This is a genomic window from Antarctobacter sp., assembly GCF_034670325.1.
In the GTDB taxonomy this organism is placed as follows: domain Bacteria; phylum Pseudomonadota; class Alphaproteobacteria; order Rhodobacterales; family Rhodobacteraceae; genus Antarctobacter.
The window spans coordinates 933,583-947,966 of record NZ_JAXMNR010000001.1; the positions used below are offsets into that span (position 1 = coordinate 933,583).

A 14,384-nucleotide genomic window follows, 5' to 3' on the forward strand; every position below is an offset into this window, starting at 1 on the left:
GTTCTTAAGGCTTTGTGCGCTTAGGTCTGAGCCAATCGGACGCACGGAACAAAGGCCTATCGGATGCAGTCGCTCTTTCAAATTCTGAACATGATCCTCAGCATTGCGGTCTTTGTGATTGTCGCCCATGTGATCATGAGCTGGCTGATCAACTTTCAGATTCTGAACCTGCGCCAACCGATTGTCGCCTCGATCTGGGAAGGGCTGAACCGGCTGTTGGAGCCGGTCTATTCCCGCATCCGCAGCATTCTGCCGGCGATGGGTGGGCTGGATCTGGCGCCGCTGATCACGCTGATCGGGATTTACGCGCTGCAGATCATCCTGCGCAACAACGCGGGCTTCTTTTACGGGTTCTGATCTGGCATGGGGGCGCTGCCCCCGCGGCCTGCGGCCTCTCCCCCGGGATATTTCAGGACAGAAGAAACCGGGACGTCACCTGCGTTGATGGCTCATATTGTGGCCTCGAGGGGTTGATTCAGCGAATCGTAGTATGTGATTGTCTGGCAACGAGCCGATCCAGACATATCGACAGGGTTATCCATGCCGCGCGACGCCGGGACCGCCGAGGCGCTTCTCAAGGACATCTTCGGGTTTGACGCCTTTCGCCCCGGTCAGGGTGAGATTGTCGATGCCGTGGCCGGTGGCCAAAACGTGCTGGCCATCATGCCCACGGGTGGCGGCAAATCGCTGTGTTTCCAATTGCCTGCCCTGATCCGTGCTGGTGTGACGGTGGTGATTTCCCCGCTCATCGCGCTGATGCGCGACCAGGTGCGTGGGTTGCGGGAAGCAGGGGTGGCGGCGGGGGCGCTGACCTCTGGAAATACGCCGGAAGAGACGGATGCGGTCTGGGACAAGCTGCATTCGGGCGAGTTGAAGCTGCTGTACCTCGCCCCCGAGCGGTTGGCCAATGTCGGCACCCAGCGGATGCTGGCGCAGGCGGGTGTGTCCCTGATTGCGGTGGATGAGGCGCATTGCGTCAGCCAGTGGGGCCATGATTTCCGCCCCGACTACCTGCGCATCGGCGAATTGCGCCGTGCGCTGGATGTGCCGCTGGCCGCCTTTACCGCCACGGCGGATGTCGAAACCCGCGAAGAGATTGTCACGCGTCTGTTCGACGGTCACGCGCCGACCACTTTTTTGCGCGGTTTTGATCGGCCGAACATCCACCTTGCCTTTCAACCCAAGGATGGCCCGCGCGCTCAAATCCTGAGTTTTGCCGCCGCCCGCAAAGGCCAGTCGGGCATCGTCTATTGCGGCACGCGTGCCAAGACTGAAGGCATCGCCAAGGCGTTGCGGGATGAGGGGCATTCGGCCTGTCACTATCACGGCGGGATGGAGGCGGGCGACCGCCGCCACGTCGAGGAACGCTTTGCCCGCGAGGACGGGCTGATTGTCGTGGCGACGGTCGCCTTTGGCATGGGGGTGGACAAGCCCGACATCCGGTGGGTCGCCCATGCGGACTTGCCCAAGTCGATCGAGGCCTATTATCAGGAAATCGGGCGCGGCGGGCGCGACGGTGCGCCTGCGGAAACGCTGACGCTGTATGGCCCCGAGGATATTCGCCTGCGCCGGTCGCAGATTGACGAGGGGATGGCCCCGCCGGAACGGCGCGTGGCCGATCATGGGCGGCTGAACGCGCTCTTGGGGCTGGCAGAAGCGCAGGGGTGTCGTCGCAAGGTCCTGCTGGGCTATTTCGGCGAAGAGGCCGGGAACTGCGGAAACTGCGATCTCTGCGATAGCCCGCCAGAACTGTTCGACGGCACGCTGGCGGTGCGCAAGGCGCTGTCGGCGGCGCTGCGTACGGACGAAAGCTTTGGTGCCGGGCATCTGATCGACATCTTGTTGGGCAAGGACACGGACAAGATCCGCCAGCGCGGCCATGACAGCCTGCCCACGTACGGCGTGGGAAAGGATCTCAGCCGGGGTCAGTGGCAGGCGGTGTTCCGGCAGATGATGGGGCACGATCTGATGCGCCCGGATGCGGAACGGCATGGGGCGCTGGTCATGACCGATCGCGCTCGCCCGATCCTGCGCGGCGAGGAAGCAATCAGCCTGCGAAAGGATGCGGTGGCGCGCGCGACAGAGCGGCGTCCGGCGGTCAAGGAACTGGTTCCGGAGGAGGACGCGCCGCTGTTCTCCGCGCTGAAGGCCAAGCGCACTGCGCTTGCGCGCGAGGCGCAGGTGCCGCCCTACTTGATCTTTCCCGACCGGACCCTGATCGAAATGGCAGAGAAGCGCCCGGCTTCGCTGGACGATATGGCGCGGGTCAACGGCATCGGTGCGAAAAAGCTGGAACGTTATGGCGCGGCTTTCCTTGAGGTGTTGAATGGCGCGGCCGAAGAGGTTCATCCACGGCGGCGCAAACTGGCCGCCACGGGGGCTGGCGGTGTCTATGACGCGCTGATGGAGGCGCAGGCCGGCCTGTTGCGCGGGCAGGACGGGACGCAGAAACCTCTGTCCTGCTCAGCCTCCTTGCTGGCAAAACTGGCGGACCGCCCCCCGCAGAGCGAGACTGCCTTGTGTGCATTGTTGGGCAACAAGCGCGCCGACAGGTTTGGCGCGGCCTTCTGGGACGTTTTGCAAGGTGGCTCTGGGTAAACCGGGTTCTCGCAGTCGCACCCGTTCTGGACCTTGCGGGGGAGGCGGTCTAGATCACAGTTTCCACGTAACGGAGAAGACGGAGGGACGGGTGTGCTTGTCGTGATTTCACCGGCCAAGCGGCTGGATTGGCAGGAACGGGCGGTCGAGATGACGGTGCCTGCGTTCGAGACCGATGCACAGCGGCTGGCAAAGACCGCGCGCAACCTGACGCTGAAAGATCTCAGGGGGCTGATGGATTTGTCCGACGATCTGGCGCGGCTCAACCGGGATCGTTTTCGTGCCTTCACCGACACGCCCGGACCAGAAGACCTGCGTCCCGCCGCGCTGGCCTTTGCGGGGGATACCTATATCGGGCTTGAGGCCGGGTCACTTGATTCCGAGGAAATGGATTGGGCGCAGGACCACCTGCGGATCCTGTCCGGGCTTTATGGCCTGTTGCGACCGCGTGACGGCTTTCAGGCGTACCGGCTGGAGATGGGCTCGCGCCTTAAGACGCGGCGCGGTGGTAACCTGTATGATTACTGGCGCGATCAGATTGCCAAGGCGCTGAATACGCAGGCTGAGGATTTGGGCGCCGATGTCCTGGTCAACTGCGCCAGTCAGGAATACTTCGGAGCCGTTCCGGAGAAGGCACTGAAACTGCGGGTGATCACGCCGCAGTTCATGGAGGACAAGCCCGGCGGGCCAAAAATAGTCAGCTTTTTCGCCAAGCGGGCGCGCGGGGCCATGGCGCGCTTTGTAATCCAGAACCGTCTGACCGACCCAGAGGGCCTGCGCGACTTTGACCTGGGCGGGTATCGCTATCAGCCCGATATGTCGGACCCGGACCGCCCGGTCTTTTTGCGTCCCGCAGAGGCTGAGGCGCTGTCGGCCTAGCCTGCGGTCTATCCTGTGGCTTGTTCAGCAGGCTGCGGGGAATGGAGTTGAATTTTCTCTCCAAGCGCGGCTTTGCGCAAAGGTTTGGTCAGGTAGTCGTTCAGACCCGCCTCAAGGATGCTTTCGCGGTCGCCCGCCATGGCATGTGCGGTGACGGCAATAATCGGAACCTGCGGGCCGTCGCCCTCTAGTGTGCGGATCTCACGGGTGGCTTGCTTGCCATCCATCTGCGGCATGGAAATATCCATGAAGATCATGTCTGGCCGCCTGTCGCGGAATGCCTCGACCGCCTCAATCCCGTTGTTGGCAAACCGTAGCGTCACGTTGAAATCCTTGGCCATCTTTCGAAACACCAACTGGTTGGTCTTGTTATCCTCAGCCACGATCACGTCTAGCTGAGCCGTTGGTTCAGGGATGGAGGTGGGCTTTTCAGGCGTTACCGGACTAGGCGGCGCCTTGATCGCGCGCGGTTTCGGCGTGTCGGTCAGGCTGGGATACTGGGCGGGGCCGATCTTTTCGAGCGTCGAGAAAAGCACCCTGCGGGGCACGGGTTTTTGCAGGATGGCAGCCACCTCGATCCCGGCGAGCTTGCCGATACGGGCCGGATTGTTGGCAAGCAGGATGACGGGAATGCGTCGCCCACCACGACATAGCTGAGCGGCAAGTTCCTGTCCGTTCATGTCAGGCAGATCCTGTTCTATCAAAAGAAGATCAGGGCGCGTTTCCATGCGGTCGATCGCTTCGGAGCCGGTCTTGCAGAAGTCGGTCTTGAGGCCGATGATTTCCAGCTGTTTTGACAGGATTGCCCGGTTTGCATTGTGATCGTCCACCACCAGCACGCGTTTCAGATGCGTCGGCAGGCTGGCGGTCTCGAACACGGCCGGCTCCTCGGTCGGCAGAAGGATGCGCATTCCAAAACAGCTGCCTTTGCCAAGGTCCGATTCGGCCCAGACCTCCCCGCCCATCAGCTCGACAAGGCGACGGGTGATGGCAAGGCCAAGGCCGGTGCCTTCGAACTTGCGGTTGCGATCATCCTCGACCTGATTGAATTCGCCAAATACGTGATCGACTTTATCGGGCGGGATGCCGATTCCGGTATCCTCGACGGTGATATGGATGGCGGTGTCGCCATCACCGTGCGGCACGCCGACCACGCGCACCAGAACATGCCCTTGAACGGTGAATTTCACCGCATTGCCCAACAGGTTTGTCAGGATTTGGCGAATTCGGCCTGCGTCGCCGATGAAACGCGTTGGCAGGAACATGTCAAAGTCCACGAACAGCGCGATGTCCTTGTCCCGCGCAGTGGGTTGCAGCAGCATCACCACCTCGTGGATCGCGCGTTCAAGGTCGAAGGGTTCTGGATGGAGCTGGAGCTTTTCCGCCTCGATCTTGGAGTAATCCAGAATGTCGTTGATGATCACCAGCAGGGCCTCACCCGAACTGCGGATCGTGTCGGCGTACAGTTGCTGTTCCTCGTTCAGGGTGGTGTCCATCAACAGATCGGCCATGCCGACCACACCGTTCATGGGGGTCCGGATCTCATGGCTCATGTTGGCGAGGAAGGCGGATTTTGCGCGGTTGGCGGCCTCGGCGCGGGTCATCGCCTCTTTCAGGCGCTCCTGATCCTGTTTGATCTGGCTGATATCGACCCGCAGTCCGACGCGCCCGCCGTCGCGCGTCCGGCGTTCATAGACCCGCAACCAGCGTCCGTCCGACAATTGTTGTTCCTGTTCCGTCTCCGGCAAACGATGCGCGGACAACCGCTCTTCGAGCCATTCCTCTTCGCGGCCCGCTGCTTCGGTGTATTGTCCGCATTTCAGGCCGAACCGCAAAATGTCCTCAAAGCTGTTGCCGCGCTGCATGGCTGGCGCGCTGGCGGCATAGATGTCCTTGTATTGCTGATTGCACATCAGCAAGCGATCCTCGGCGTCGTACATGACGAAACCGTCTGGCATTTCCTCAACCGCTGACCACATACGCATCAGCCCGGTGATATCAATTCCCAGACTCACAATGCCGCCGTCTGGCAGCCTGCGGTCGCTCAGTTTGACGAACCTGTTGTTCCACAGGCGCAGTGTCTCATTCGGGATCGTTTCCATGTCCCAACGACCGCGCATTCGCCGAATCCAGTCCGCGCTACGCTCCCCCTGCAGGTCGACGATCCCCTCGTCTACCAACACACCCAGAACGTGCTCATAGGGCGCGCCGGGCGCTATGCTTTCCACGCCTTCGAAGACCTGCAGATAGGCGGGATTGGCCAGTTCAAGGCACAGGTTTTCGTCATACATGGCAAAACCGTCGCGCATGGTTTCCATCGCGCTCCACAGTTGATCGGTGACCACCTCGATCTTTTGTGTCGCTTCGCCCAGCTGGTGCATGACACGCTGGTTCTCGTCCCGGACCACCTTGACCTCTGTCCGGGTCTCCTGAATTTCGTTGCGCAGTTGCAGCGCATGTTTTCCAAGACGGCGGTTGGCCTCAAACAGTTCGGCCTGTTTTTGTTCCAGCAGCCGTTCGGCCGCCAGTCGCGCGCGCCGTTCCTGGGCCAGCCGATCGGCCATGTCCATGCCATGCCCTCCTTGCAGGCCACCCCTGACTCATGCGTCGCCGAAGTGAAAATCCTGTTAACCGCAGCGGCATGACAAGCGTGTCGGGGTCAGGATTCCCTGACCCTGTCGAATCCTTGTCTTGCCGTGGTCCGCGTGGCACCATGAGACGCATTGTTCTGAAAGGAGCTTTTTATGCGTCGCATTGTTCTGGCCGCCTTTGCGGCCGTGGTCGGCCTGTCATCGGTTCACGCACAGGAGGCCATGCCGGACCGGCGATTCGTGGTCACCCGGGATATCGACTATGTCGGGACTGACCTGCAAAACCTGTTCGACACGACGCTGGATGCCTGCCAACGCGCCTGTCTGGACGCGACCGGATGTATCGCTTTCACTTTCAATTCCCGGACCAATGCCTGTTTCCCCAAGTCAGAAGTCACCGACCGCGCCGCCTATGAGGGGGCCACATCGGCCCGCGTGGTTGTAACCCCGACCGATGCACTTGCGCTGGCCGCAACTCGCCGTGACGATCTGGATTTCCTGCGCGACAACGACATCACCCACGCCCGCGAAGAGGCGATGGATCTGGCCGTTCGCCATGGCGGTGGACAGTGGACGATCACGGCGCTGCTGGATGCGGCGCAAGAGGCGCGTGACAACGGCGACCTGAGTGACGCGATCCATTGGACCGGTGCCGCTCTGGCGCAGAACGACGACCCGGCGCTTTGGCTGCAATACGGCCAGTGGTCTGTCGACTATGCGGAGTCCGTGCAGGGGGCCGACAAACGCAAATATTACGGCCGCGCGTTGCTGGCCTCGATCAACGGATACTTGCGGGCCGCTGAGGACAGCCAGCGCATCACCGCCCTCATCGACATGGCCCGCGCGCTGGAAGCCGAAGACCGCGGACGTTTCATGATCCCCGCGCTGCGTCTGGCCGAAACGCTGGACGACCGCCCTGTCGTGACCGAGATGCTGGACGATGCCATTGGCAAATACGGCTTTCGCGTGGACGATCACATCGTCGAGGCAGACACCGCCACGCCGCGTATCTGCGCCAGTTTCAACGAACCGCTGGTCCGCTCAGGTCAGGACTATGCGCCTTATGTCAAGCTGCCCGATCCGCGCCTTGCGGTGGTGCAGGACGATCAGCGTATCTGCGTGACCGGGGTTGAGCACGGCTCACGCTACACGATTACTTTTCGTTCTGGTCTGCCCGCCCAATCGGGTGAGGCGCTGGTGCGCGACGTGCCGATCACCGCCTATGTGTCTGACCGCGCCCCGACGCTCAGCTTTCCGGGCCGTGCCTATGTGCTGCCCCGCACCGCCGACGCTGGCTTGCCGATTGAGACCGTCAATCTGGACGAGGTTGATCTGGTGCTGCGCCGCGTGTCCGACCGCAATCTGGTCCGCGCGATTCAGGACAGCTATTTCGGCCGCCCGCTGGGCCGCTACGATGAGGATTACTTTGCCCGCGATGTGGCTGAGGAAATCTGGCGCGGCACCGGCGCGGTCGAAAACCGCCTGAACGCCGACATGATGACCCGCCTGCCTATGGGCGACGTGCTGGGCGATCTGCCCGCCGGGATTTATGCGCTGACCGCTGCTGTGCCGGATCCGAAGCAGGGCAATGAACGCCGCGCGACGCAGTGGTTTATCCTGTCCGACATTGGCCTGACCACCCTGCAAGGCACCGACGGGCTGACCGTCTTTGCCCGTGATCTGGGCGACGCTACTCCGATGGCGGGGCTGAAAGTGTCGCTGCTGGCAGAGGCAAACCGCGTTCTGGAAACCGTGACCACCGACGCAACCGGCGTGGCGCGTTTCGCGCCCGGTCTGTTGCGGGGAGCGGATGGCAGCGCGCCCGCTTTGGTCATGGCCAAGCGGGGCGATGAGGATCTTGCCTTTCTCTCGCTGACCGATCCGGCTTTTGATCTGTCTGATCGTGGCGTTGCGGGCCGCGCGCCCGCCGGGCCGCTGGATGCCTTTCTGGCCACCGACCGGGGCGTCTATCGCGCCGGCGAAGAGATCAACGTCACCGCCCTGTTGCGCGATGCGCAGGCCGATGCGGTTGTGGACGTGCCTTTGACCGCCGTTCTGACCCGACCTGACGGAGTGGAATATTCGCGCCACATTTCTGAGGGCGGCGATTCCGGCGGGCATGTCTATACCCTGCCGCTGGGACCGACCGTGCCGCGCGGCACATGGCGTCTGGCGGTCTACGCCGATCCCAAGGGAGAGGCGCTGACCTCCGAGACGCTGCTGGTCGAGGATTTTGTGCCGGAGCGGATCGACTATGATCTCAGCCTGCCTGATGGCCCGATCAACCCGCTTTCGCCGCCGCTGCTGGGCGTCGAGGCGCGCTATCTGTTTGGCGCGCCGGGGGCGGATCTGGATATCGAGGGCGAATTGCGGCTGGCCACGCGGACCCGGCTGGACACCTTCCCCGGCTATCGCTTTGGCCGCCACGACGATGACGCCATCACCCGGATCGAAAGCTTTGACGCTGACCTGACCACCGACGCCACCGGGGCCGCGCAACTGGCTTTGCCGATGCCGGATGTCGACCCTCAGGGCCGCCCGATGATCGCCACAGCCGTGCTGCGCCTGTCAGAGGCCTCGGGCCGTCCGGTTGAACGCACCATCTCTCGTCCCGTGGCCCCGCCGACCCCGATGATCGGCATCAAGCCCGCCGCAGAGGAGTTCGCCGAAGGGGCGGAGGCGCGGTTCAGCGTGATCGCCGTCGGCCCGGACCTGCGCGCGCAGGACATGGACGTGACGTGGCAAGTCAACCGCGTGCGCACCCGCTATCAGTGGTATCAGGACTATGGCAGCTGGTACTGGGAGCCGGTGACCACCCGTGAGACCGTCGCGCGCGGCGAAGGGACACTGGGCGCGGACCCGCTGCAAATCGCGGCAGAGGTCGACTGGGGCCAGTTCGAGGTTGTCGTTGAACGTAAGGACGGTGCCTATCTGGCCGCCTCGATGAGCTTTTCGGCAGGCTGGTATGCGCCTGCGGATGCCGCCGACGCGCCCGATATGCTGGAACTCTCGCTGGACAAACCGGCCTATACGCAGGGTGAGGCCGCGACCCTGCGCATGGTCCCGCGCTACGCGGGCAAGGCGCTGGTGACTGTGTTGGCCGACCGCGTGATTTCCATGCAGGCGGTTGAAGTCACCGAGGGTGAGAACACCCTGACCCTGCCAGTGACAGAGGATTGGGGCGCGGGCGTCTATGTCACAGCACAGGTGATCCGCCCGATGGATGTGACGGCGGGCCAGAACCCGGCGCGCGCGCTGGGTCTGACCCATGCCGCTGTCGATCCCGGTGATGCACATCTGAACGTCGCCTTCGACGCGCCAGAGGAAAGCGCGCCGCGCGGACCGCTGACCGCCAAGGTGAAAATCGACAACGTGACGCCGGGCGAAAGTGCTTATGTCACGGTCGCCGCCGTGGACCTTGGTATCCTGAACCTGACCGCGTTTGAGACGCCGGATCCTGCGGGCTACTACTTTGGTCAGCGTCGTCTGGGTGTCGAGATACGTGACATCTATGGCCGTCTGATCGACGGAATGAACGGCGCTATGGGGGCTGTCCGCTCGGGCGGTGACGCCGTGGCCGGAATGCGCCTGCAAAGCCCGCCGCCAACAGAGGCCACCGTCGCCTTCTTCTCTGGCCTTCTTCCCGTGGCAGAGGACGGTAGCGTCGAGGTCTCCTTTGACATTCCCGACTTCAACGGCACCGTGCGGCTGATGGCTGTGGCGTGGTCGCCCTCTGGCGTCGGCGCGGCCGAAGCGGATGTCCTGGTGCGCGACCCGGTGGTGATTTCCGCCTCCCTTCCGAGGTTCCTGTCGCCGGGGGATGAAAGCCGCCTGCTGCTGGAACTGACCCACGCCAAAGGTGCGACCGGTGAAATGCCGCTGGAGATCACCGCTGATGGCGTGACGCTGGACAAGAGCGCGCTGCCCGCTGTCGTGACATTGGGGGACGGCGAAAAGCTGGCGCTGGACTTGCCACTGACGGCTGCCACCATCGGCGACCACAAGATCGAAATCGCCGTGACCACACCGGACGGCCTGCGCCTGACCAAGGAATTGACCCTAGGCGTGCGCTCGAACGATCCGGACGTCGGCACCACCCGCCGGTTCCAACTGGCCGCCGGGCAGACGTTCACACTGGACGCAGAGGTCTTTGCCGACCTGCGGGTCGAAAGCGCCTCTGCCATGATGTCCGCCGGTCCGCTGGCGCGGTTCGATGTGCCGGGGCTGTTGGCCTCACTGGATCGCTATCCCTATGGCTGTACCGAGCAGGTGACCTCCAAGGCGCTGCCGTTGCTGTACATGTCGGCGATTGCCGAGCCGCTGGGCCTTGGCAACAAGGACCGGATCGATCTGCGGATCGAGCAATCCATCGCGCAGGTTCTGACGCGGCAGGCCAACAACGGAGCTTTTGGCCTATGGGGGGCATGGTCGGGGGATTTCTGGCTGGATGCCTATGTCACCGACTTCCTCAGCCGCGCCAAGGCTGCGGGGTATGAGGTGCCTGACATCGCGTGGCAGAACGCGCTGGACAACCTCAGGAACCGCATCGCCTATGCGCCGGACTTCGACAAGGGAGGTGAGGATATCGCCTTTGCCTTGATGGTGCTGGCGCGCGAAGGAGAGGCCGCCATGGGCGACCTGCGCTACTATGCCGACGAAAAGGCGGATAGTTTCGCCACGCCTTTGGCGCAGGCCCAGCTTGCCGCCGCTTTGGCCAGCTACGGTGATCAGCCGCGCGCCGATGCGATGTTCGGGCGGGCGGCTGCGCGCCTGTCGGCGACACCGGTCTCGACCAAACAGGAGTACCGCGCCGACTATGGCAGCACGGTCCGCGACGCGGCGGGCCTGCTGGCGTTGGCGGTAGAGGCCCGGTCGGACAGGTTTGACCGCAACGCGGTTGTGCGCCGCATTTCGGACGTGAATCGCCCACTGTCGACGCAAGAGCAGGCATGGTCGCTGTTGGCCGCGCACGCGATGGTTCAGGATCCGACGGTTTCGGGCCTTGCGCTGAACGGTGAGGCGCTGAAAGGCCCCTTCGTGCGCCGGATCGAGGCCGCGGGATTGGAGCCGGTGACGCTGAAGAACACCTCTGACACGCCCACCGATGTCACGCTGACCACGCTGGGCAAGCCACTGGGCGCGACAGAGGCGGGGGGATATGGCTATGCGCTGACGCGCGAGTACTTTACCCTCGATGGCGATCCGATCACTGAAATCCGCGCGGGTGACCGCATGGTGGCGGTGCTGACGATCAAGCCTGCCGAAAAGACCGCCGCGCGGCTGATCCTTGACGATGCGCTGCCTGCGGGGTTTGAGATCGACAACCCCAGTCTGTTGCGTTCGGGGGACATTCGGGCGCTTGACTGGCTGAAACTGGCGGACGCCGAACATGCCGAGTTCCGCACCGACCGTTTTCTGGCCGCTATAAACCAGCAGAACGACAAGCCACTGAAGCTGGCCTATATCCTGCGTGCCGTGTCACCGGGGACGTTCCATCACCCGGCGGCGCTGGTCGAGGACATGTACCGGCCAGAATACCGCGCCACGACCGCCTCTGACCGGGTAACGATCCTGCCATGAGCGGCGAGACGGTTGCGACGATCCACTGGCGTGCGCTTGACCGGGACGGCGAAGACAAATGCCGCCTTGCCCGTCTCGATCAAGGCTGGATGCTGGTGGGCCATGCGCGGTTCCGCGATGGCAGTGGTTGGGCCGCGCTTGACTACGTGATCCGTGTCGGTGCGGACTGGCGCACCACCAGCGCAGATGTCACCGGCGAACACGGCGGCGATCCGGTCGCGATGCGGCTGGTTCGGGGGCCGGATGGCTGGACGGTCAACGATGAGGCGCGCCCGGACCTGAGTGGGGCCGAGGATGTGGACCTTGCCTTTACTCCGGCCACCAACCTGATGCCGCTCAACCGGGTGCCAGAGGTCGGGCGGCTGGAAACCACATCTGCATGGGTGCGGTTTCCGGGTCCAATGGTGTCGCAGCTCACGCAAAGCTACACGCGTGAGCGTGGTGGCATGGTGCGCTACACCGCCGAGGAAACCGGGTTTGAGACTCACCTATCGGTTGGCGAACATGGCTTTGTCACTACCTATCCCGGCCTTTGGGAGGCCGGGTCGTGAAACGGCTGCTCGTACTGGTGGCTGCCCTTTGGGCCTCCGCCTTTGCGCGCGACCGGTTCGACACCTTTATCGACGACACCACGCTGCCGGTGCTTGTGCACGCCACCTCGCCCGAGGTGCGTGACCGCAACGGTGAGCTGCTGCGCGCCTACACCATCGAGAACGGCCTCTGGCGGATGGAGGTGTCACCCGATCAGGTCGATCCGCTCTTTTTCAAGATGCTGGTCGCCTATGAGGACAAGCGGTTCTATAGCCACAACGGTGTCGATCTGCGAGCCACTGCCCGCGCCGCCGGGCAGGCGCTGCGCAATGGTCACATCGTTTCAGGGGCTTCGACACTGACCATGCAGGTGGCGCGCCTGTTGGAGGACGGCACCACCGGTCAATGGAGCGGCAAGCTGCGCCAGATGCGGTTGGCGCTGGCGCTGGAACGGCAGTTGACCAAGGATGAGATCCTTGGGCTGTATCTGCGGCTGGCCCCTTACGGCGGCAACGTCGAAGGGCTCCGCGCCGCCTCGCTGATCTGGCTGGGCAAGGAACCGACCCGCCTGACGCCTGCCGACGCCGCGCTGCTGGTTGCGCTGCCGCAGGCCCCAGAAAGCCGCCGTCCCGACCGTTACCCCGATGCTGCCCGGATTGCCCGTAACCGCGTGTTGATGCGGATGGCGAATGCCGGGGTCATCCCTATGGCGGCTGCGCAGTCTGACCGGCTGGACCCGGCCCCGCTGGGCCGCAAACAGATGCCGCATTTCGCGTCGCACATGGCGGACCGCGCCATCGCGATGGGCCCCGGTCGGCACGACCTGACGCTGGACCGCGCGCTGCAGGCCAGCCTGGAGGATCTGGCCCGCCGCTACATGTCTGGCCGCGACGAACACCTGTCTGTCGCGCTGATCCTCGCCGATCACCAGACAGGCGATATCCTCGCCTCGGTTGGGTCCAAGGATTACACCGACATGATCGGGCAGGGCTTTGTCGACATGACGCAGGCCCAGCGCTCTCCGGGATCGACGCTCAAGCCGCTGGTTTACGGGTTGGCCTTTGACCGGGGGCTGGCGCATCCCGAAACCCTGATCCTCGATACGCCAGTGCAATTCGGCACCTATGCGCCGCAGAACTTTGACGGGGTGTTTCGTGGTGAGTTGCCGGTGCGGCGGGCGCTGCAACTGTCGCTCAATATCCCGGTGATCCGCCTGACAGAGGCGCTGGGTCCGGCGCATCTGATGGCTGCGTTGCAGTCGGCAGGGATCGAACCGGGACTGCAAGGCGGCGCACCCGGTCTGGCGCTGGCGCTGGGTGGGGTCGGTGTGACCCTTGAGGAAATGGTGCAGCTTTACGCGGCGCTGGCGCGTGGAGGGGAGGCGCTGCCGCTGCGTTGGCGGGCCGATCAGAACCGGGACGACGTCGTCCCGCGTCGCATACTGAACCCGGCCAGCGCGTGGCAGGTGGGCAATATCCTTGCCGATGTCGCGCCTCCCGCCTCTGCCGGACCGCCGGGGCGCGTTGCTTACAAGACGGGCACATCTTACGGGCATCGCGACGCATGGGCGCTGGGTTGGACCGGGCGGCACGTGGCGGGTGTCTGGATCGGGCGGCCCGATGGCACGCCGGTGCCCGGTGCCTTTGGGGGAGCGCTGGCGGCCCCCTTGTTGTTCGAGGTGCTGGGCCGGGCCGAGGCGCGGCTGGAGCCGTTGGCCCCGCCGCCGCCCGAAACCCTGCTGGTCAGCCGCGCACAATTGCCCGAACCGCTGCAACGGTTCGGCCCGCGCGAGGATGTGCCCGCGCTGCAACTGACCTTTCCTCCCGATGGTGCGCTATTGGCCGCGACGGGAGGCGGGGTGCCGGTCAAGCTGCGCGGCGGTCGCCCACCCTATACGTTGCTGGCGGACGGGGCGGTTCTTGCCACCGGGTTGCGGCGGCCCGAATTTCTGGCCCCGGTGCTTGGCCCCGGTTTCACGACGCTGTCGGTGATCGATGCGCAGGGGGCCTCGGGGCGGGTGTCGATCGAACTGCGGTAGGGGCGTTGCTGTCGCTGCCCTGCGGGCGTCTCTCGCGCGGACATCTAAAATCCATACTGGACCAGCGGGGAAGGGCCATTTCGGCAATCCGTCGCCGGTGCAATAATGGGTGCAATTCCCCGGCCACAATGTGCTTTGCCCGTGTTAGAATCACCCCGAGGGTTGAG

7 protein-coding genes are annotated in these 14,384 nt (G+C 63.9%); 6 read left to right on the forward strand and 1 reads right to left on the reverse strand.

Features of this window, described 5'->3' with window-relative positions; all coding sequences use genetic code 11:
- The first annotated feature begins 63 nt into the window (after positions 1 to 63).
- From VOI21_RS04505 to yaaA, 3 genes are all read left to right on the forward strand, one after another.
- Positions 64 to 357, forward strand: coding sequence for a YggT family protein (locus tag VOI21_RS04505; RefSeq protein WP_323768107.1), 294 nt, complete (start codon positions 64 to 66; stop codon positions 355 to 357).
- A gap of 183 nt (positions 358 to 540) precedes the next feature.
- Positions 541 to 2,598, forward strand: a complete 2,058-nt coding sequence (gene recQ, locus VOI21_RS04510; protein WP_323768108.1) for a DNA helicase RecQ — start codon at positions 541 to 543, stop codon at positions 2,596 to 2,598.
- A 93-nt stretch (positions 2,599 to 2,691) separates the two neighbouring features.
- A complete protein-coding gene (gene yaaA / locus VOI21_RS04515; protein ID WP_323768109.1) occupies positions 2,692 to 3,477 on the forward strand; it encodes a peroxide stress protein YaaA in 786 nt (261 codons plus the stop codon).
- An 8-nt stretch (positions 3,478 to 3,485) separates the two neighbouring features.
- Here the strand turns inward: yaaA and VOI21_RS04520 are convergent, their stop codons facing one another.
- Entirely contained in the window at positions 3,486 to 6,047 is a 2,562-nt protein-coding gene (locus tag VOI21_RS04520; protein ID WP_323768111.1) for a response regulator, read from the reverse strand.
- A gap of 174 nt (positions 6,048 to 6,221) precedes the next feature.
- Here VOI21_RS04520 and VOI21_RS04525 point away from each other — a divergent pair, with 174 nt between their 5' ends.
- From VOI21_RS04525 to pbpC, 3 genes are read left to right on the forward strand one after another with little or no spacing between them, the layout of a single operon-like run.
- On the forward strand, positions 6,222 to 11,648 hold the full coding sequence (locus VOI21_RS04525) for an alpha-2-macroglobulin family protein (protein WP_323768113.1): 5,427 nt from the start codon (positions 6,222 to 6,224) through the stop codon (positions 11,646 to 11,648).
- The gene (locus VOI21_RS04530; protein ID WP_323768114.1) at positions 11,645 to 12,199 is read left to right on the forward strand and encodes a putative glycolipid-binding domain-containing protein; all 555 of its coding nucleotides are present in this window, start codon (positions 11,645 to 11,647) and stop codon (positions 12,197 to 12,199) included. Before VOI21_RS04525 ends, VOI21_RS04530 begins: the two co-directional genes overlap by 4 nt.
- On the forward strand, positions 12,196 to 14,217 hold the full coding sequence (gene pbpC, locus VOI21_RS04535; protein WP_323768116.1) for a penicillin-binding protein 1C: 2,022 nt from the start codon (positions 12,196 to 12,198) through the stop codon (positions 14,215 to 14,217). The genes VOI21_RS04530 and pbpC overlap by 4 nt, the downstream gene beginning before the upstream one ends.
- Positions 14,218 to 14,384 lie beyond the last annotated feature (167 nt).

What these genes read in the sequence shown, in the direction of transcription:
- VOI21_RS04520 (WP_323768111.1), bottom strand. Translation starts at nt 6,047, where the DNA reads ATGGACATGGCCGATCGGCTGGCCCAGGAACGGCGCGCGCGACTGGCG.
- VOI21_RS04505 (WP_323768107.1), top strand. Translation starts at nt 64, where the DNA reads ATGCAGTCGCTCTTTCAAATTCTGAACATGATCCTCAGCATTGCGGTC.
- recQ (WP_323768108.1), top strand. Translation starts at nt 541, where the DNA reads ATGCCGCGCGACGCCGGGACCGCCGAGGCGCTTCTCAAGGACATCTTC.
- VOI21_RS04525 (WP_323768113.1), top strand. Translation starts at nt 6,222, where the DNA reads ATGCGTCGCATTGTTCTGGCCGCCTTTGCGGCCGTGGTCGGCCTGTCA.
- VOI21_RS04530 (WP_323768114.1), top strand. Translation starts at nt 11,645, where the DNA reads ATGAGCGGCGAGACGGTTGCGACGATCCACTGGCGTGCGCTTGACCGG.